The following is an 18,916-nucleotide window of genomic DNA, read 5'->3' on the forward strand; positions in this document are numbered from 1 at the left end:
GCCATGCAAGACGTCGTAATCGTAGCCGCCACCCGCACCGCCGTCGGCAGTTTCCAAGGCTCGCTGGCGAACATTCCCGCCGTTGATTTGGGCGCGGCCGTAATCCGCGCGCTGCTGGAAAAGACCGGCCTGGATGGCGCCGAAGTGGACGAAGTAATCCTCGGCCAAGTGCTCACCGCAGGCGCCGGACAAAACCCTGCGCGCCAAGCCGCGATCAAAGCCGGCCTGCCCGTTGCGGTTCCGGCGCTGACCCTGAATAAAGTCTGCGGCTCAGGCCTCAAAGCCCTGCACCTCGGCGCCCAGGCTATTCGCTGCGGCGATGCCGACGTGATCATCGCCGGCGGCCAAGAAAACATGAGCCTGGCCCCGTACGTAATGCCGGGCGCCCGCACCGGTTTGCGCATGGGCCACGCGCAGATTAAGGACACCATGCTCACCGACGGCCTGTGGGATGCCTTCAACGACTACCACATGGGCATCACCGCCGAGAATCTGGTGGAGAAGTATGAGATCACTCGCGAAGCCCAAGACGCCTTTGCCGCCGGCTCGCAGCAGAAAGCCGTGGCCGCGATTGAAGGCGGGCGCTTCAACGACGAAATTACGCCGATCCTGATTCCGCAGCGCAAAGGCGACCCGGTTGCTTTCGCCACCGACGAACAACCCCGCGCCGGCACCACCGCCGAAGCGCTGGCGAAACTCAAACCGGCCTTCAAAAAAGACGGCACCGTCACCGCCGGAAACGCCTCGAGCCTCAACGACGGCGCCGCTGCCGTGATCCTCATGAGCGCCGACAAGGCCAAGGCGTTGGGCCTGCCCGTACTGGCAAAAATCGCCGCCTACGCCAATGCCGGCGTCGACCCCGCCATCATGGGCATCGCCCCGGTTTCGGCCACCAAACGCTGCCTGGAAAAGGCCGGCTGGACGCTCGACCAACTCGACCTGATCGAAGCCAACGAAGCCTTCGCCGCGCAGGCGTTGTCGGTCGGCAAAGAACTCGGCTGGGATGCGAGCAAGGTCAACGTCAACGGCGGCGCCATCGCCATCGGCCATCCCATCGGCGCATCAGGCTGCCGCGTGCTGGTGACCTTGCTGCACGAAATGATCAAACGCGACGCCAAGAAAGGCTTGGCCACGCTGTGCATTGGTGGCGGGCAAGGTGTGGCGTTGGCTCTGGAACGCGAGTAAGCCAACGGCGGATATCTGCGCGCCTGGCCCCCCGCCTTCGCGGGGGAGACGATTACGGACACAAACTCCCGTCATTCCCGCGCAGGCGGGAATCCAGGTGCGCAGGTATTTGCCCATGACTTTCTTGGTAAACTGCGCGCCCTTAATTTCCCGAGCCGCGGCGCATGTCTTCTCTCGATCAGGCGCTGCGCGCCGCTCTCGTCAATCGCCATGCCCTGCTCGCTGAGCTGCACACTCAGGGCACCGACTGCTACCGCCTGTTCCACGGCAGCCAGGAAGGCGCGTCCGGCCTGACCATCGACCGTTACGGCCCACAATTGCTGGTGCAGAGCTTCCACAGCCCGCTGGACCGCGACGCCCTGCTGGCCGCCCACGCGCTGATCAACCGCGAACTCAACCTCGACCTGCTGCTGGTCTACAACGACCGTTCCGGCAGCAACTCGCGCATCGACCGCAGCGATGCCGTGTACCCAGCCGAACCTGCTGCGCTGGAAGCGTGCGTGGGTCACGAATGGGGCCTGAACTATCGCGTACGCGGGCGCCACGCCGGGCAAGACCCGCTGCTGTTTCTCGACCTGCGCAACGCCCGCGGCTGGGTAAAAGACCACAGCGCCGGCAAGAGCGTGCTCAACCTGTTTGCCTACACCTGCGGCGTCGGCCTTAGCGCGGCGGCAGGTGGGGCGAGCGAGGTATGCAATCTGGACTTCGCCGAAGGCAACCTGGCCGTCGGCAAGGAAAACGGTGCGCTCAACCCGACCCTTGCGCCGATGCAGTTCATTCAATCCGACTATTTCCCCGCCATTCGCCAACTCGCCGGCCTGCCGATCAGCCAGCGGCGCGGGCAAAAACTGCCGAGCTACCCGCGCCTCGAACAACGCCACTACGACCTCGTGCTACTCGACCCACCAGCCTGGGCGAAAAGCGCATTTGGTACGGTCGATTTGCTGCGCGATTACCAGAGCCTGCTCAAGCCCGCGATTCTCACCACCGCCGAAGACGGCGTGCTGATTTGCTGTAACAACCTGGCAAAGGTGGCCCTGGAAGATTGGCGAGATCAGGTGCTGCGTTGCGCCGAGAAAGCCGGTCGGCCGGTGCGCAAATGGCAGGTGATGCCGCCGGCTGCGGACTTCCCTTCAAGCGATGGCAAGCCGCCGTTGAAGACACTGATTTTGCAGTTTTAAAAGCATCGCGGCTGAAGCCGCTCCCACCGTTCGCGCACTCTGTGGGAGCGGGCTTTAGCCGCGATGTTTTCCCATCCTACAAACGAAACATGCCGCACGTGCCGAACCTCAAGCGCGTGCCATACTCCAAGCCACTTCTCGCCAGGAAAGTTGAAGCGTCGCCATGCCCAAAGGATTGAAACGCGCCGTTGGCGCCCTGCTGATTGCCGTCGGTTTATATAGCCTGCTCGGCTTTCTGATTTTGCCGGGCATTGCCCTGCGTATCGCCAACCAGCAACTGGCGGCCATGGCCACGGTGCCGGCGAAACTGGAGCGTCTGGAGCTCAACCCATTCAGCCTGGAAGTCAGCGCCTGGGGCCTGCACATCGGCGAACCGGCCGCCGACCAAATCGGCTTTCAACGCCTGTACGCCAACCTGCAACTGGACAGCCTATGGACCGGCGCCCTGCACCTGGCCGACGTTGAACTGGAAAAGTCCCAAACTGCCGTGCAGTTCAGTAAAGACGGCACGCTAAATCTGACCCAACTTTTCAAACTTCCCACCAGCCCCGAGCCAGTCAAAGACCCGGACGCCAAGCCATTCCCGCTGCGCCTGGACCGTCTGCAACTGATTGAAGGCGCGCTGCAATTCGCCGATTTGCGCCCCAGCGAGCCCGTGCAGTTCGTGTACGACTCGATGAACCTTGAGCTCAAGCACCTGAGTACGCTGCCCGAAGACAACGCCGAAATGACCCTGGTCGCCAAAGGTCCGTACGGCGGCCAGGTGGATTGGAGCGGCAAAGTCAGCCTGTCGCCCATCACCTCCAGCGGTCAGTTGAAAATCACCGACGGCAACATGAAGGCGTTCTGGCCATACGTTCGCGATGCGGTGCCGTTGGTGTTGGAAAAAGGCACCTTGAGCCTGAGCACCGATTACACGTTGGATTTGAGCCAAGGCACCAAGATGCTGCTCACCAATGCCACCCTCACCGTGGCACCTTTCGCCATCAAAGCCACCGACAATCGCCCGCTGGTAAACCTTGAGCGTTTGGAAGTCAGCGAAACCTCGGTGGACCTGGCCAAGCAACTGGTCACCATCGGCAAGATTCGCAGCCAGAATCTGGAAACCTGGGCCACGCGGGAAAAGGACGGCGAGCTGGATTGGCAGAAGTTATTTGCCAGCAAACCGGCGAGCAAAAAAGTCGAGCCCTCGCCTACCGCCGCCGTTGAGCAACCGGAAGGCACCGAAGCGCCAGCCCCCACGCCAGCGACCGACCCGAACGTGGTGGCCGCCAAACAAGTGCCGCCCTCCAGCGAGCCGGCCAAACCCTGGCAGGTGCTGTTGCAAGACACGCAGCTGCGCGGCTACAGCATCCATCTGGCCGACCGCGTGCCGAAAGACGCTGTGGCTTTGGACGTCGGGCCGCTGAACCTCGACCTGCAAAAATTCGACAGCCTCAACGGCTCGCCTTTCACCCTCAAGCTCGACACGGGCGTGGGCAAGCAGGGCAAGATCACCGCTGCCGGGCAGATCAACCTCAATCCGGTTAACGCGCAACTGAAGGTAACCACCCAAGACATCGACCTGCGCGTGGCCCAGGCTTACCTCGACCCGTTTGTGCGCATCGAGCTGCGTAGCGGCCTACTGGGCAGCGACCTGGCCGTTGACCTGAAAAGCACCGAGCCGCTGGCGTTCAGCATCACTGGCCGCGCGCAAGTGAACCAGCTGCACACGCTCGACACCCTGAAAAGCCGCGATTTTGTGAAGTGGAAACAGCTCACGCTGGACGGCGTGAATTACAAACACGGCGATGCGCTTTCCATCGAGAAGGTCAGCCTGGCCCAGCCCTACGCGCGCTTCATGATTAATGAAGACCGCAGCACCAACGTTAGCGATCTGGTGATCAAGCAACCCGACGCGCCAAGCACCACCGCGAAGACACAACCGGCCCCGGCCGGCAAACCGCTGGGCATTCACATCGGCGGCATTGCCATCGACAACGGCTCGGCCAACTTTGCCGACTTCAGCCTGACGCCCAACTTCGGCACCGCCATTCAGCAGCTCAACGGGCAGATCGGCACCCTCGACAACCGCACCTCGCAAGCGGCGAACGTGGACATCAAAGGCAAGGTCGATCGTTACGCGCCGGTGAGCATCGTCGGTAGCCTGAACCCGTTCGAACCACTGGACGCGCTGGACCTGACCACCAGCTTCAAACACGTCGAACTGACCACGCTGACGCCCTACTCCGGCAAGTTCGCGGGCTATCGCATCCGCAAAGGGCGGATCAATCTGGACCTGCATTACCGCATCGAAAAAGGTCAGCTGAACGCCGAGAACAAGCTGGTGGTGGAGAAGCTGCAACTGGGCGAAAAAGTCGATAGCCCGGATGCGGTGGACCTGCCGATTCGCTTGGCGGTGGCCCTGCTGAAAGACACCAGCGGCAAGATTCAGCTGGAGTTGCCGGTATCGGGCGACCTCAACAACCCGCAATTCAGCGTGATGCCGATTGTGTGGCAGACCCTGCGTAATCTGGTGCTGCGCGCGGCATCGGCACCGTTCAAATTTATCGCCGGCTTGGTTACTGGCGGCTCGGACGTCGACATCAGCACCGTGCAGTTCGCCGCCGGCAGCGCCAGCCTTGATGGCAGCGCCGAAAGCGGCTTGAACACGCTGTCTTCTGCGTTGAAAGAACGGCCGCTGCTGCGCCTGGAAGTGGAAGGCCTGAGCGCCGCCAAAGCCGACGGCCCGTTGCTGGCGGAACAGCGGTTGCACCGCGAGTACCAGTACATCTACTACAAGATGCTGCAACGCCGTGGCGACAAAGTGCCCGCCAAAGCCGGCCTGCTTGAGGTGCCGGAAGATGAGCAAGCGCCGATGCTTGAAGGCATCTACCGCACCCGCTTGAAGAAACAGCCACCGGCTGAATGGGCACAGTTGAGCGACGACGAACGCTCGGCCAAATTGCGCGCCGACCTGATTGCCCACTGGAGCAACAACGAGGTGCTGCTGCGCAAACTGGCGCAGGCCCGCGCGGCGGCGATCAAGCATTACCTGGTCAGTAAAGGCGGCCTGGCGGACGAGCGCATCTACATGGTCGACGTCAGCCTGGGCGAACCGGAAAGCAACGGCCGGGTGGCCTCGCCGCTTAACCTCGACAGCGAATAATCCGTCGCGCTGCACGCCCTGCAACAGGGGGTGCAGCGCCAATCGGCAGTGTGACAGTGCCGATACACGGGTGTAGCCTATTGCCTACATCGCCACCGGACGCCTTCCGTGAAAACCTCCGCGTTAAACGCTGTCGCCCTCCTCGCTCTTCTTGCTTGCAATCCTGCATTCGCCTCGGCCACTTTGCGCTGCGAAAGCGGCCTGATCAGCCTTGACGACCGCGCTGGCGAGGTGCAAAGCAAATGCGGCGAACCGCTGACCCGCAACGTGGTGGCCAACAAAGTGGTGTACGGCTATTACGGCGAACGCAGCGAAGTGCTGGTGGAAGAGTGGTCCTATGGCCCGCGCAACGGCATGTATTACTTCCTGCGGTTCGAAAGTAATCGGCTGGTGAACATCGACTCCAAACGGGGCGGCTAGTCGCCGCCCTCAAGCCAACAGGACAGGAAGCCCTGCCATGAAAAAACTGTTTTTACTGTGTTTGCCGTTACTGGCTATCGCCACCCAGAGCGAAGCATCGTTGCGCTGCGCCAAAGGCATCGCGAGCGAAGGCGACCGTACGATTGAAGTGCAAACCAAATGCGGTGACCCGGTGAGCAACAGCGTGATCGGGTACGTGAAAACCCGCACTGGCATCACCAGCACCGAAGTAGAAGTGCAGGAGTGGGTGTACGGCCCGCGTGAAGGCGGAATGATGTATTTCCTGCGCTTCGAAGGTGGGCGGTTAGTGCGGATCGACAGCAAACGCGGCTAAAACCGCATCGGGCTTCCCGGCGTCGGCCCATAAGGCGTTGAAGCCCGAGACCAACTATCAAGTCATCGGAAGACGCCGTGCTCATCATCCCCGCCGAACACCCGCTGGACTGGAAAAAACCGCCCGTCATTACCCTGCTGCTGATCGTGCTCAACGTGCTGATTTACTTCGGCTACCAAAGCGGCGACAGCGCGCGGCAGGAGGTGGCGGTGAAGGCATATCTGGACGCCGGGTTGCTCAACCGCGAGAAGGCGCTGTTCGTCGAGTCATTCAGCCGCCGCAATAAACTCGACGACGACCAGCGCAAATGGCTGACCGCAGCGCCTCGCGTGCAACTGGCGCAAGTGATCCTCGGCGACCTCGAATTCGAAAACACCCTGCACTACACGCCGGCCTATCAGGACGACCCCGCCTGGCAAGCCGACCGCGCCAAGGCCGAAGCCGCGCGCAACACCATGAGTAACTACCGCTTTGGCTTCATCCCAGCCAAGTTCACCGTGCAAGGCTTGTTCGGCGCGATGTTCCTGCACGCCGACTTCGGGCACCTGGCGGGCAACATGTTGTTCCTGTTTATCTTCGGCTTCGCCCTGGAGCGCGCCCTGAGCCCAGCCGTTTACGTGGGCTTGTACCTCATGAGCGGCCTGGCCTCGCACTTGCTGTGGTGGGCCATGGACCCGGTATGGGCCACCGGTATTGGCGCGTCCGGCGCCATTGCCGGGTTGATGGGCATGTACCTGGGCATTTACGGGCTACGGCGGATCAATTTTTTCTACTGGCTTGGCCCGATGTTCGGCTACTTCCGTGCGCCGGCGTTGTGGATTCTGCCGATCTGGATGGGCAAAGAACTCTACGGTGTGCTGCTGGCTGACGACCACGTGAACTACTACGCGCACCTCGGCGGCATGGGCGCCGGGTTCCTCGCCGTGTGGTTGCCACGGCAAGTGGGCAAGCTGAAGGTCGATGAGGCGTACCTCAACAAGGAAGACCCGGACGCGCCGTTCAAACGCGAAGTGGCCGCGTTGGATAGCTTGATCGGTCAATTCAACCTGGAACAAGCGGCCGCGCGCGGACCCGATTTGCTCACGCGTTATCCCAATCGCCTGATACTGCTTGAACGCCTATATCCGGTCGCCAAAAGCCGCGAAGACAAAGTGCTGCTCAGCGCCGTGCTCAAACAATTCTTCGCCCTGCCCCACGCCACCGCCAACCTGCCGCAGCTGCAACGCCTCGCCGACGACAGCGCACAGTTCGCCCTGCTGCAACACCCCGCCGTGCAACTGCACCTGCTGCAACGCCTGCTTCAAGCGCGTGACGGCGTGCGCGCGCTGTCAGCCTGGCGAAAACTCATCCAAACCCGCAACCGCCCGCCGCAGCTGCCCGCCCTGACCCTGCAACTGGCCAAACAGCTCGGCCAACAAGACGACCGAAGAAGCGTGGCCGAACTGCACGAATTTCTGCGCGCCGTTTATCCCGATGCCGAGCAGACGCATCAATTAGGCGTATACCAGCAGCACATCGCCCGGTAGCACTGCTTTTTGTAGGAGCCAGCTTGCTGGCGAACCCTGCAAACCTCGGTCGCGATCATCGTTTACAGGAATTCGCGAGCAAGCTCGCTCCTACAGAGCCCTGAAACTGTGGGAGCGGCTTTAGCCGCGATGCTTTTGCGCTTTCAGGCCCGGCCCATCGCGACTGAAGTCGCTCCCACAGGATGACTGCGGTTTCGATGGGCGCGCTAACCGACTGGGGGAGCGGCTTTAGCCGCGATGCTTTTGTGGTTTCAGGCCCGGCCCATCGCGACTGAAGTCGCTCCTACAGTGGGTAGGTGATACTGGCTTTGCAAAGGTGGCCGTTACTCGGTCGAGGGTTTCGGGGCTAAGGTCGGGCAAGGCGCCCGGAGCTTTTGAGCGCAGCGTAGTCCACTACGTGAGCATCAAAAGCGAGGAGCAACGCCGCCCGGCCGACGACCCGGAAGCCGTCCGGTTGTGAACAAAAAAAAGCCCCCAATGAAGGGGGCTTTTTAGATGTTCACAACTTGCTTGAGAAGTCGCGGAGCTCGTCCTGAGCTTTTTCTTTGCTCCACCCATAGCGCTCCTGAAGTTTCCCTGCCAGGTACTCGCTATGCCCTTCGGCGACATCCAAGTCGTCGTCCGTCAGGTCGCCCCAACGTTCCTTAATCTTGCCGTTGAGCTGTTTCCACTTGCCTTTGATCACGTCGGAATTCATGAGAAGTCCTCCTTTGATGGGGCGAACCAGGCGCCAGAATGACGCCTGGGGAATTGCTGTCTGGCGATCAACCGAGTCTTTCAGTTGATGGAATTAATCAGCCGATTTCAGGCCGTCGGCAGAAACTGCCTTAACGCCTTTGATGCCTTTGGCTTTGGCAACGGCCAGGTCACGCTCGGCTTCGCTCTTAACGACACCGGACAAGGCAACCACGCCTTTGTTGGTTTCTACCTTGATGTCCAGTGCGCTGAGTGCGCTGTCGGCCACGAAGGTGGATTTAACTTTGCTGGTGATCCAGGTATCGGTTACCGCTTCTTCGGCGTTGTCCACGGTGTCGCTGGCGGCCATCATCAGCGGCGCAGTCGAGGTGTGGGTGGTGTCGGCGAACGCCAGAGGCGTCATGCTCAGGCTCAGTGCGCCGGCAGTGGCAGCTGCAATAACCAGTTTATTGAATGGCTTGTTCATAACGTCTCACTCCTGTTCATTTGAAATTTCCGCGGCCTGTCCTGGCTGCGGTTTCACAGTACATATCGCAAGCGCTGTGCCAGTTTTTAAAAGATCATTTAATCTTTTAAAATCAATAACTTAGCAAACACTGGAAACGAAGCGGATCGTGCAGATTGCAAGTTAGCCGCTTCGCTTACTTGCAAACTGCATGAACTGTCAGTCCTTGGCGGCCATTCGTTCGAGAACCACCTGCAAATTGTCGACTTCGGCCATCAAGGGCGACTGCGGATAGCGGCCGCGCACGAAGGCCAACAGTTTCTGCGCCGGCTCCACCTGGCCCAGGCCTTCGGCAAAGCCGCGTGCTGCCAGCAAATAGGCGCGAGGGATGTGCGGATAGTCGGGGAAGCGCTGGTGCAGGTTGCGCAGCAGGCTCAGGCCTTCGCGCGTACGGTGGCGGTCGAGCAAGGCGCCGGCAATGCGCTCGCAGACCAAGGGATCGTCCGGCATATAGTCGGGCTGAAGCTTGCGTGCATTAAGCAGCGCGGTAGACGCCAGCGCCGGACTGCTGCGGGTTGCCAGCGGCAGGTAATGAGCGAGGTGGCGCAGGCAGCGCTCGCGGGCGTTGAGGTTGAACAGCAACTGATGGAAACGCTCGTTGAGCTTGAGGTCATCGGGCGTACGCTCCAGCGCCAGCGTAAGCGTTTCTAACGCGTGCTGACTTTGACCTTCCTTAATGCGGATTTCCGCCTCGGCCATGGCGCGGCGCCGCAGGTATTCAGCGGCGGGAAAACCGTTATGGCTGTCTTCTTCGGCTATCACGTAGCCGAGCGCGCCCTGATATTGGAACACCACATAGCCCATCATCGCGCACATCACCACGGTGAAATAACTGAACAGAAAGGCCGCGATGGGGAACAGCACGACCCGCGGCAAGCCGTGGGACAGCATCATCGTTACCCAACTGGGCGACTGCCACAGGATGAACAAAAACGCGCAGAGGATCAGGTAACGCCAACCCATGGCTTTGATGACCTGGCCGACTTCCTCGGGGCTCAGGGCTGCGCCCAGTGTTTTATCCAGAGCCAGGCGAATAATGCTGGCGGGCATGACCAGTAGCAGTGAAATATTAACGGCCCAGTACACCGCCTCGCTCTCAAAGTCGGCGGCGATCCACAGCGCCACGAAGCACAGGATGAACACCGCCATCTGTTTGAAAAACAGGCTGAAGCCCGAGCCGGTAAATGCACTGGCGAGCGTAGGCGCGGCTTTTTGCGCTTCACTGCTGGCCTCGATGACGCTGTAGAAGTATTTGGTGGCGATGCTGAACAGCACCGTCCATAGAATCAGCGAGGCCGGCATAAACAGGCTCGCCAGGGCGATCAGGCCGCTAAACGCCAAGGGCCCGGCTTGTAGGCCGTAAGCGAAAAACTGGGGAATGCGTTCCCAAAACGGTTGCGCGGTATTGGCAGCGCCGAGAAATTCCAGGCGGCTGGCGCACAACGGGCAGGTTGGGCTTTCTTCCGGGGCGTCGTCATTAAGCGGCGTGCAGCAATCGCCGTAATGCCGGGGGCAGGTGCGGCACAGCCAGGTGGCAGGCTGCGTCGGGTGATAGTGGCAAAGACTCTTTTCCATGGAGGCAGCGTTCCTTGTTGCGTCTCGGCGTTCGGCGTCTCGGCCGCATGATGGGTTGAAAAATGATTTTCAGGGCAAAAAAAGAGGGCCGGTTAGGGCCCTCTCTTCAAACTGCGAACCCGTTCGGGTTAAACGCCAGAAGCTTTCGCCGCTGCTACGTCTTTGATCGACAGTTTGATACGGCCACGGTTGTCGACGTCCAGTACCAGCACTTCAACTTCCTGACCTTCTTTCAAGATGTCGGTCACTTTCTCAACGCGCGCGTCGCTCAGCATCGAGATGTGCACCAGACCGTCTTTGCCCGGCAGGATGTTTACGAATGCGCCGAAGTCGACGATGCGCTCAACCTTACCGACGTAGATCTTGCCGATTTCAGCCTCTGCGGTGATACCCAGAACGCGCTGACGTGCAGCTTCAGCCGCTTCTTTGGTTTCGCCGAAGATTTTGATCGAGCCGTCGTCTTCGATGTCGATCGAGGCTTTGGTTTCTTCGCAGATCGCGCGGATGGTTGCACCACCTTTGCCGATAACGTCGCGAATTTTGTCTTGGTCGATTTTCATCGCGATCATGGTCGGCGCGTTGGCCGACAGCTCGCTGCGCGAGGTCGAAATAACCTGGTTCATCTGACCGAGGATATTCAGGCGAGCTTCCAGGGCCTGGCCCAGGGCGATCTCCATGATTTCTTCGGTGATGCCATTGATCTTGATGTCCATCTGCAGCGCGGTAACACCTTTGGCGGTACCGGCCACTTTGAAGTCCATGTCGCCCAGGTGGTCTTCGTCACCGAGGATGTCGGTGAGGATGGCGAACTTCTCGCCTTCTTTAACCAGACCCATGGCGATACCGGCAACCGGCGCCTTCATCGGCACACCAGCGTCCATCAGGGCCAGGGAAGCGCCGCACACGGAAGCCATGGAGCTGGAACCGTTGGACTCGGTGATTTCCGACACCACACGGATGGTGTACGGGAACGCATCAGCAGCAGGCAGCATGGCCTGAACCGAACGACGCGCCAGACGGCCGTGACCGATTTCGCGACGGCCAGTGGCGCCCATACGACCACACTCGCCCACCGAGTACGGAGGGAAGTTGTAGTGCAGCATGAAGGGGTCTTTGCGCTCGCCTTCGAGGGTGTCGAGCAGCTGAGCGTCACGCGCGGTGCCGAGGGTGGCAACGACCAGCGCCTGGGTTTCGCCACGGGTGAACAGGGCCGAACCGTGGGTGCGATCGAGAACGCCAACTTCGATGTTCAGCGGGCGAACGGTGCGGGTGTCGCGACCGTCGATACGTGGCTTGCCGTTAACGATGTTTTCGCGAACGGTGCGGTATTCGATTTCGCCGAACGCGTCTTTCACTTCACCAGCGGTAGGACCGCCTTCAACGGCGAACTTGGCAACAACCTGGTCTTTCAGCTCACCCAGACGGCCATAACGCTCGTGCTTGATGGTGATGGTGTAAGCCTGGGAAATGGCCTCACCGAATTCGCTGCGGATAGCGTCCAGCAGGGCGGTGTTCTTGGCAGCAGGTGCCCAGGCCCAGGTCGGTTTGCCGCATTCGGCAGCCAGTTCACCAACGGCTTTGATCACCGATTGGAATTCGTCGTGGGCGAACAGTACGGCGCCCAGCATCTGGTCTTCGGTCAGCTCTTTGGCTTCGGATTCAACCATCAGCACGGCGTCTTTGGTACCGGCTACGACCATGTCCAGGCTCGAGGCCTTGAGTTGTTCGTAAGTCGGGTTCAGCAGGTAGCCGGTGCTTTCGTGGAAGGCAACGCGCGCGGCGCCAATCGGGCCTTCGAACGGGATGCCGGAGATAGCCAGGGCAGCCGAGGTGCCGATCATGGCAGCGATATCCGGATCGGTTTTCTTGCTGGTGGAAACCACGGTGCAGATCACCTGAACTTCGTTCAGGAAACCTTCAGGAAACAGTGGGCGGATCGGACGGTCGATCAGGCGGGAAGTCAGGGTCTCTTTTTCCGAAGGACGCGCTTCACGCTTGAAGAAGCCGCCTGGGATCTTACCGGCAGCGTAGGTTTTTTCTTGGTAGTGAACGGACAGCGGGAAGAAGCCTTTGCTTGGGTCGGCTTGCTTGGCGCCAACCACGGTCACCAATACGCTGACGTCGTCGTCAACGGTGACCAATACTGCGCCGGAGGCCTGACGGGCAATGCGGCCAGTCTCGAGAGTGACGGTCGATTGACCGAACTGGAATTTCTTGATTACCGGGTTCACGGTGTATTTACCTTCTTTTTGCCTTGGGGAAATCGTTTTCTTGCAGAATTCTTGGGCAACCACGGGATTCGGACCCGCTACCTGTCCAGGGGTAACGCCTACAGCTCAAACAAAACGCAAGGTGCAGATAAAACTTGAGGCTGGAAGCCTGCCGTTAATCACCGGGCTGCGTGAGCATACCCAATCAATAACGACAAACAACCAACCTCTAGCAGCTTCGCTAAATTAGCGACGCAGGCCCAGACGACCGATCAAGGTGCTGTAGCGGGTAACGTCTTTGCCTTTGAGGTAATCCAGCAGCTTACGACGCTGGTTTACCATGCGGATCAGACCACGACGGGAGTGGTGATCTTTACCGTTGGCTTTGAAGTGACCTTGCAGCTTGTTGATGTTGGCGGTCAGCAGTGCAACTTGCACTTCTGGCGAACCAGTATCACCAACGGCTTGTTGGTAGTCGGTAACGATTTGAGCTTTTTCTTCAACGCTGAGTGCCATGTGGGCTTCCTCTCAATTGAGAAACTGCATTCCAGTGAAGGCAGTTCCAATAGGCCGAGGACAAATCCTCGTATTAAAAAATGAGATGTGACCGTGCCTATTAACAGCCACCCTCGCCCACCCCGGTTTCCCGGAATGGTTCGGTCATTCTGACCGAATCAAACGACGCGGCGCGATGCGCCCGTCTTCGCTCACTTCGCCAATCCCGATGAAGCGAGCCGTGTGATCGTATACGCGGACCATGCCACTTTGCGGCGAATCCGGGGCACGTACCGCCTGCCCATGTAACCAGTAAAACGCGCTGTGCTCGGAGAACTGCACGCGAGCCCAGTGTTCGAGGCCGCTGTCGGAGGGCAGCAAAAAGCGGTCAACCGCTTCGTTACCGCCATCGGCGTGCACCTGTTCCAGCTCGTCCAGCGTGACGGTTTGCGCCAACACGAATGGACCGGCCTGGGTACGGCGCAACTCCGCGACATGAGCGCCACATCCCAACGCCTGGCCGATGTCTTCCACCAGGGTCCGGATGTAGGTGCCTTTGCTGCAAGCCACTGACAAACGTGCCTGCTCGCCTTCGCAGCCCAGCATTTCCAGGCGCGCAATAGTAACAGAACGCGCTTCACGCTCCACTACCTCGCCCGCACGCGCCAGTTTGTAAAGCGGCTGGCCGTCTCGTTTGAGGGCGGAGTACATCGGCGGTATCTGGCTGATTTGCCCGCGAAAACGCGGCAGCACGGCTTCGATATCGTCACGACCAACGGTCACCTCGCGACGCTCAATCACCTCACCCTCGGCATCGGCCGTGGTGGTGGTGACGCCCATCTGCATGACCGTCTCGTAGCCCTTGTCGGCATCGAGCAGGTACTGGGAAAACTTGGTTGCCTCACCGAAGCACAGCGGCAGTACACCGGTGGCCAACGGGTCGAGGCTGCCGGTGTGCCCGGCTTTCTCGGCATTGAGCAACCAGCGCACCTTTTGCAGGGCGGCGTTTGAACTGAAGCCCTTAGGCTTGTCGAGCAGAATAATGCCGCTGACGTTCCGGCGAATGCGCTTGACCTGAACCAAGCCCTTACTCCTTCTCGGAAGCTGGGGCGTCGTCGACATCGACATGCTGACCGTCTTCGGCCACGGCACGCTCAATCAGCGCCGACAGATGGGCGCCGCGCATAACGCTTTCGTCGTAATGGAAATGCAGCTGCGGCACGCTGCGCAGCTTCATGGCGCGAGCCAATTGCATGCGCAGGAAACCGGCGGCGTCGTTCAGGGCTTTGACGTTCTGCGCGATTTCTTCGGCGGTGTCTTGGCCCATAACGGTGATGAAAATTTTGGCATGGCCGACATCACGGCTCACGTCCACCGCGGTCACTGTTACCAGGCCGACACGCGGGTCTTTAACTTCGCGACGGATCAGTTGCGCCAGTTCGCGCTGCATCTGATCGCCAATGCGTTGGGTACGGCTATATTCTTTGGCCATCTAACTACCTGTTACCTCCCGCCACGGCGCAAAACCCTGACGGTCTGAAAGCGGCAAACGCCCGGCCAGGCGTGAGCCGGACCGGGCGTTGCGTATAACGGCTCGTGCTTAGAGGCTGCGAGCCACTTGGATCTTCTCGAACACTTCGATCTTGTCGCCGACCTTGACGTCGTTGTAGCTCTTAACGCCAATACCGCATTCCATGCCGGCACGAACTTCGGACGCGTCGTCTTTGAAGCGACGCAGCGATTCCAGCTCGCCTTCGAAGATAACGATGTCTTCGCGCAGTACACGGATCGGACGGTTACGGAAGACCGTACCTTCGATAACCATGCAACCGGCGATCGCACCAAACTTCGGCGAACGGAACACGTCACGAACTTCGGCGATACCGAGAATGTTCTCGCGAACATCGCTGCCAAGCATGCCGGTGAGGGCTTTCTTGACGTCTTCGATGATGTCGTAGATGACGTTGTAGTAACGCATGTCCAGGCTTTCCTGCTCGACGATCTTGCGAGCGCCGGCATCAGCACGCACGTTGAAGCCAAACAGAACAGCGTTGGAGGCGAGTGCCAGGTTGGCATCGGACTCGGTAATACCACCGACACCGCCACCGACTACGCGCACTTGCACTTCGTCGTTACCCAGACCGTTGAGCGCACCTTGCAGAGCTTCCAACGAACCACGTACATCAGACTTGAGCACGATGTTGAGCGTTTTCTTCTCTTCCTGGCCCATGTTCTCGAAGATGTTTTCCAGCTTGCCAGCGTGGGCACGAGCCAGTTTCACTTCGCGGAACTTGCCTTGGCGGAACAGGGCGACTTCACGAGCTTTCTTCTCGTCAGCCACAACGCTCATCTCGTCGCCAGCGTCCGGCGTGCCGTCGAGGCCGAGGATTTCGACCGGGATCGAAGGACCTGCTTCCTTGATGGACTTGCCGTTCTCGTCGAGCATGGCGCGAACGCGGCCATAGTTCGAGCCGACCAGCACCATGTCGCCTTGACGCAAGGTACCGTCCTGAACCAGCACGGTGGCAACCGGGCCACGGCCTTTGTCCAGACGGGACTCAACCACCACACCACGGCCTGGAGCCGACGGCGTTGCAGTGAGTTCCAGTACTTCGGCTTGCAGCAAGACGGCTTCAAGCAGCTCGTCTACGCCAGTACCCATCTTCGCCGACACGTTCACGAACGGGTTGTCACCACCCCACTCTTCCGGCGTCACGCCTTGAGCAGCCAGTTCGCTTTTGATGCGTTCCAGGTCTGCGCCAGGCTTATCGATTTTGTTCACCGCAACAACCAACGGCACACCAGCGGCTTTCGCATGCTGAACGGCTTCGATGGTTTGTGGCATCACGCCGTCGTCGGCTGCGACTACCAGAATCACGATGTCGGTTGCCTTGGCACCACGGGCACGCATGGCGGTAAACGCGGCGTGACCAGGGGTGTCGAGGAAGGTCACCATGCCGCGCTCGGTTTCTACGTGGTAGGCGCCGATGTGCTGGGTGATACCGCCCGCTTCGCCGGCGGCCACTTTGGCGCGACGGATGTAGTCGAGCAGCGAAGTTTTACCGTGGTCAACGTGGCCCATTACGGTCACAACCGGAGCACGGGAAATCGCTTCGCCTTCAAACTTCAGGGACTCGGCCAGTTGCTCTTCAAGCGCGTTGTCGCTGACCAGCTTGACCTTGTGGCCAAGCTCTTCGGCGATCAACTGAGCGGTTTCTTGATCGAGCACTTGGTTGATGGTCACCGGGGTGCCCATCTTGAACATGAACTTGATCACTTCAGCCGCTTTGACCGACATCTGCTGGGCCAACTCGCCAACAGTGATGGTTTCGCCGATGGATACGTCGCGCACAACCGGACCGGTCGGGCTCTGGAAACCATGGGCATTGCGCTTTTTCAGCTTGGCTTTGCCACGACCGCCGCGACGGAAGCTGTCGCTTTCTTCGTCGGTGGTACGTGGAGCAACGCGAGGCGCCGGAACCTTTTCCTTCTCTTTAACCGAAGGACGGTGCGCGGTGTTCTTGCGATCGCCGCCACGACGGTCGTCGTCGTTGCGCGGTTTGTCCGGACGACGCTGTTCGTCTTTCTTGCGCTCTTCAACCGGCGCAACAACAGGCGGCAGCTCGATATCAGCAACAACGGGCTGAGGAGCAGGTGCGGCAGGCGCCGCCTCGGCAGCAGGCTCGTTGTTCGAAGCGCTGTTCTTACGCGCTTCTTCTTCGGCCTGACGCTTGGCTTCTTCAGCCGCTTTCAGACGCGCCTCTTCAGCCGCGCGCTCTTCTTGCTCGCGCTTCTGCTCGGCTTCGATCTCTTCGGAACTGCGCTTAACGAAGGTTTTCTTCTTACGCACTTCAACGCTGATGGTTTTGCTTCCTGCAACACGCAGGGTGCTGGTGGTTTTGCGCTGCAAGGTAATCTTGCGCGGCTCTTCCACTTTCTCGCCGTGACTGCTTTTGAGATGCGCCAACAAGGCTTGCTTCTCGCTGTCAGTCACAACTTGATCGGCACCCGTGTGCGGCAAACCCGCTTCGCGCATCTGCAGCAACAGACGCTCTACCGGGGTGGCGACCACTTGGGCCAGTTCTTTGACCGTGACTTGCGTCATGCACTTCTCTCCTCAGGCCGCCGAATTACTCGAACCAATGGGCTCGGGCGGCCATGATCAACTTGCCGGCACGCTCTGCGTCGATACCGTCGATGTCGAGCAGGTCGTCAATCGACTGCTCGGCCAGGTCTTCGCGGTTAATCACGCCGCGTACTGCCAGTTCTTGCGCCAACCCTTTGTCCATACCCTCAAGCGAGAGCAGGTCTTCGGCTGGTTGCGCGTCTGCCAGCTTTTCTTCCGTCGCAATGGCCTTGGTCAGCAGGCGATCTTTGGCACGAGCGCGAAGCTCGGTGACGATTTCCTCGTCAAAGCCATCGATGCTGAGCATCTCCTCCATTGGGACATAGGCGATTTCTTCCAGGCTGGTGAAGCCTTCCTCTACCAGCACCTGAGCAATATCTTCGTCGACTTCCAGCTCGTCGATGAAGTTCTGCAGGATGTCGCCAGTTTCGGCTTGCTGCTTGGCCTGAATATCCGCTTCGGTCATTACATTCAGTGTCCAGCCGGTCAACTGACTGGCCAAACGAACGTTCTGACCGCCACGGCCGATTGCTTGTGCCAGGTTGTCTTCACCGACGGCGATGTCCATGGCATGGGCATCTTCGTCAACGATGATGGCGGCAACTTCGGCCGGTGACATGGCGTTGATCACGAACTGAGCAGGGTTGTCATCCCACAGCACGATATCGACACGCTCGCCGCCCAACTCACCCGACACCGCTTGTACACGCGAGCCGCGCATACCGATGCAGGCGCCTTGCGGGTCAATACGTTTGTCTTTTGAGCGCACGGCAATTTTGGCTCGCGAACCCGGATCACGGGAGGCGGCCATCACTTCAATAAGCTCTTCAGCGATTTCTGGCACTTCGATGCGGAACAGTTCGATCAGCATTTCCGGCGCGGTGCGCGACAGGATCAGCTGAGGACCACGGTTCTCGGTGCGAATTTCTTTCAACAATGCACGCAGGCGAGCGCCAACGCGGAAGGTTTCGCGGGAGATGATGTCCTCGCGAGCCAGCAGCGCTTCAGCATTGTTGCCCAAGTCAACGATAACGTTGTCGCGGGTAACTTTCTTCACGGTGCCGGAGATAATTTCGCCCAGTCGTTCACGGTAAGCTTCGACCACTTGGGCGCGCTCAGCTTCACGAACTTTCTGCACGATAACTTGCTTGGCGGTTTGCGCCGCGATACGACCGAATTCGATCGACTCGATTTTTTCTTCGATGGTGTCGCCAAGCTGGGCATCAGGCTTGATTTCACGTGCCTCGTCGAGCGTCAGCTCGGATGCCAGGTTGAACAGCGATTGATCATCAACCACGGTCCAGCAACGGAACGTTTCATAGCTGCCCGTTACACGATTGATCTCTACGCGAAGCTCAACTTCTACGTCGAAACGTTTTTTCGTTGCAGTGGCCAACGCCAACTCCAACGCCTCAAAAATCACGCCGGCCGGTACACCCTTTTCGTTGGATACCGACTCAACAACCAGCAGTACTTCTTTGCTCATCGTACGCCTCGCCTTTCGCAATCCATTGG

15 protein-coding genes are annotated in these 18,916 nt (G+C 59.6%); 6 read left to right on the forward strand and 9 right to left on the reverse strand.

Annotated elements, in window-relative coordinates:
- Positions 1-3: 3 nt before the first annotated feature.
- From ACZZ0Q_RS19845 to ACZZ0Q_RS19870, 6 genes are all read left to right on the forward strand, one after another.
- Complete coding sequence (locus ACZZ0Q_RS19845) at positions 4-1,185, forward strand: acetyl-CoA C-acetyltransferase (protein WP_463541065.1); 1,182 nt, start codon at positions 4-6, stop codon at positions 1,183-1,185.
- Positions 1,186-1,349: 164 nt separating this feature from the next.
- Positions 1,350-2,366: a class I SAM-dependent rRNA methyltransferase gene (locus ACZZ0Q_RS19850; RefSeq protein ID WP_463541064.1), complete on the forward strand. Its 1,017-nt coding sequence runs from the start codon at positions 1,350-1,352 to the stop codon at positions 2,364-2,366.
- 163 nt (positions 2,367-2,529) lie between these two features.
- Positions 2,530-5,514, forward strand: a complete 2,985-nt coding sequence (locus ACZZ0Q_RS19855; RefSeq protein ID WP_463560873.1) for a DUF748 domain-containing protein — start codon at positions 2,530-2,532, stop codon at positions 5,512-5,514.
- Positions 5,515-5,622: 108 nt separating this feature from the next.
- Positions 5,623-5,934: a DUF2845 domain-containing protein gene (locus tag ACZZ0Q_RS19860; RefSeq protein WP_463541063.1), complete on the forward strand. Its 312-nt coding sequence runs from the start codon at positions 5,623-5,625 to the stop codon at positions 5,932-5,934.
- Between the two features lie 37 nt (positions 5,935-5,971).
- Positions 5,972-6,268 carry a DUF2845 domain-containing protein gene (locus ACZZ0Q_RS19865; RefSeq protein ID WP_122493055.1) on the forward strand — a complete coding sequence of 99 codons (297 nt, stop codon included), beginning with the start codon at positions 5,972-5,974 and terminating at the stop codon, positions 6,266-6,268.
- 77 nt (positions 6,269-6,345) lie between these two features.
- The gene (locus ACZZ0Q_RS19870) at positions 6,346-7,794 is read left to right on the forward strand and encodes a rhomboid family intramembrane serine protease (RefSeq protein ID WP_463541062.1); all 1,449 of its coding nucleotides are present in this window, start codon (positions 6,346-6,348) and stop codon (positions 7,792-7,794) included.
- Between the two features lie 499 nt (positions 7,795-8,293).
- Here the strand turns inward: ACZZ0Q_RS19870 and ACZZ0Q_RS19875 are convergent, their stop codons facing one another.
- From ACZZ0Q_RS19875 to nusA, 9 genes are all read right to left on the reverse strand, one after another.
- On the reverse strand, positions 8,294-8,491 hold the full coding sequence (locus ACZZ0Q_RS19875; protein ID WP_122454057.1) for a CsbD family protein: 198 nt from the start codon (positions 8,489-8,491) through the stop codon (positions 8,294-8,296).
- A 93-nt stretch (positions 8,492-8,584) separates the two neighbouring features.
- Positions 8,585-8,956: a BON domain-containing protein gene (locus ACZZ0Q_RS19880; RefSeq protein ID WP_122454056.1), complete on the reverse strand. Its 372-nt coding sequence runs from the start codon at positions 8,954-8,956 to the stop codon at positions 8,585-8,587.
- Positions 8,957-9,154: 198 nt separating this feature from the next.
- A complete protein-coding gene (locus ACZZ0Q_RS19885) occupies positions 9,155-10,570 on the reverse strand; it encodes a hypothetical protein (RefSeq protein WP_463541061.1) in 1,416 nt (471 codons plus the stop codon).
- A 128-nt stretch (positions 10,571-10,698) separates the two neighbouring features.
- Complete coding sequence (gene pnp, locus ACZZ0Q_RS19890; protein WP_463541060.1) at positions 10,699-12,801, reverse strand: polyribonucleotide nucleotidyltransferase; 2,103 nt, start codon at positions 12,799-12,801, stop codon at positions 10,699-10,701.
- Between the two features lie 225 nt (positions 12,802-13,026).
- Positions 13,027-13,296, reverse strand: a complete 270-nt coding sequence (rpsO, locus tag ACZZ0Q_RS19895) for a 30S ribosomal protein S15 (protein ID WP_010447232.1) — start codon at positions 13,294-13,296, stop codon at positions 13,027-13,029.
- A gap of 144 nt (positions 13,297-13,440) precedes the next feature.
- Positions 13,441-14,358 (reverse strand): tRNA pseudouridine(55) synthase TruB, encoded by a 918-nt coding sequence (gene truB / locus ACZZ0Q_RS19900; RefSeq protein ID WP_463541059.1) that lies wholly within the window; start codon positions 14,356-14,358, stop codon positions 13,441-13,443.
- 4 nt (positions 14,359-14,362) lie between these two features.
- Entirely contained in the window at positions 14,363-14,767 is a 405-nt protein-coding gene (gene rbfA / locus ACZZ0Q_RS19905; RefSeq protein WP_122493060.1) for a 30S ribosome-binding factor RbfA, read from the reverse strand.
- Between the two features lie 108 nt (positions 14,768-14,875).
- Positions 14,876-17,380, reverse strand: a complete 2,505-nt coding sequence (gene infB, locus ACZZ0Q_RS19910) for a translation initiation factor IF-2 (protein WP_122493061.1) — start codon at positions 17,378-17,380, stop codon at positions 14,876-14,878.
- A gap of 25 nt (positions 17,381-17,405) precedes the next feature.
- Entirely contained in the window at positions 17,406-18,887 is a 1,482-nt protein-coding gene (gene nusA, locus ACZZ0Q_RS19915) for a transcription termination factor NusA (protein WP_122493062.1), read from the reverse strand.
- Positions 18,888-18,916 lie beyond the last annotated feature (29 nt).

Source organism: Pseudomonas sp. AC070 (genome assembly GCF_979258635.1).

What these genes read in the sequence shown, in the direction of transcription:
- ACZZ0Q_RS19845 (WP_463541065.1), top strand. Translation starts at nt 4, where the DNA reads ATGCAAGACGTCGTAATCGTAGCCGCCACCCGCACCGCCGTCGGCAGT.
- ACZZ0Q_RS19850 (WP_463541064.1), top strand. Translation starts at nt 1,350, where the DNA reads ATGTCTTCTCTCGATCAGGCGCTGCGCGCCGCTCTCGTCAATCGCCAT.
- ACZZ0Q_RS19855 (WP_463560873.1), top strand. Translation starts at nt 2,530, where the DNA reads ATGCCCAAAGGATTGAAACGCGCCGTTGGCGCCCTGCTGATTGCCGTC.
- ACZZ0Q_RS19865 (WP_122493055.1), top strand. Translation starts at nt 5,972, where the DNA reads ATGAAAAAACTGTTTTTACTGTGTTTGCCGTTACTGGCTATCGCCACC.
- ACZZ0Q_RS19875 (WP_122454057.1), bottom strand. Translation starts at nt 8,491, where the DNA reads ATGAATTCCGACGTGATCAAAGGCAAGTGGAAACAGCTCAACGGCAAG.
- ACZZ0Q_RS19880 (WP_122454056.1), bottom strand. Translation starts at nt 8,956, where the DNA reads ATGAACAAGCCATTCAATAAACTGGTTATTGCAGCTGCCACTGCCGGC.
- ACZZ0Q_RS19885 (WP_463541061.1), bottom strand. Translation starts at nt 10,570, where the DNA reads ATGGAAAAGAGTCTTTGCCACTATCACCCGACGCAGCCTGCCACCTGG.
- rpsO (WP_010447232.1), bottom strand. Translation starts at nt 13,296, where the DNA reads ATGGCACTCAGCGTTGAAGAAAAAGCTCAAATCGTTACCGACTACCAA.
- rbfA (WP_122493060.1), bottom strand. Translation starts at nt 14,767, where the DNA reads ATGGCCAAAGAATATAGCCGTACCCAACGCATTGGCGATCAGATGCAG.
- infB (WP_122493061.1), bottom strand. Translation starts at nt 17,380, where the DNA reads ATGACGCAAGTCACGGTCAAAGAACTGGCCCAAGTGGTCGCCACCCCG.
- nusA (WP_122493062.1), bottom strand. Translation starts at nt 18,887, where the DNA reads ATGAGCAAAGAAGTACTGCTGGTTGTTGAGTCGGTATCCAACGAAAAG.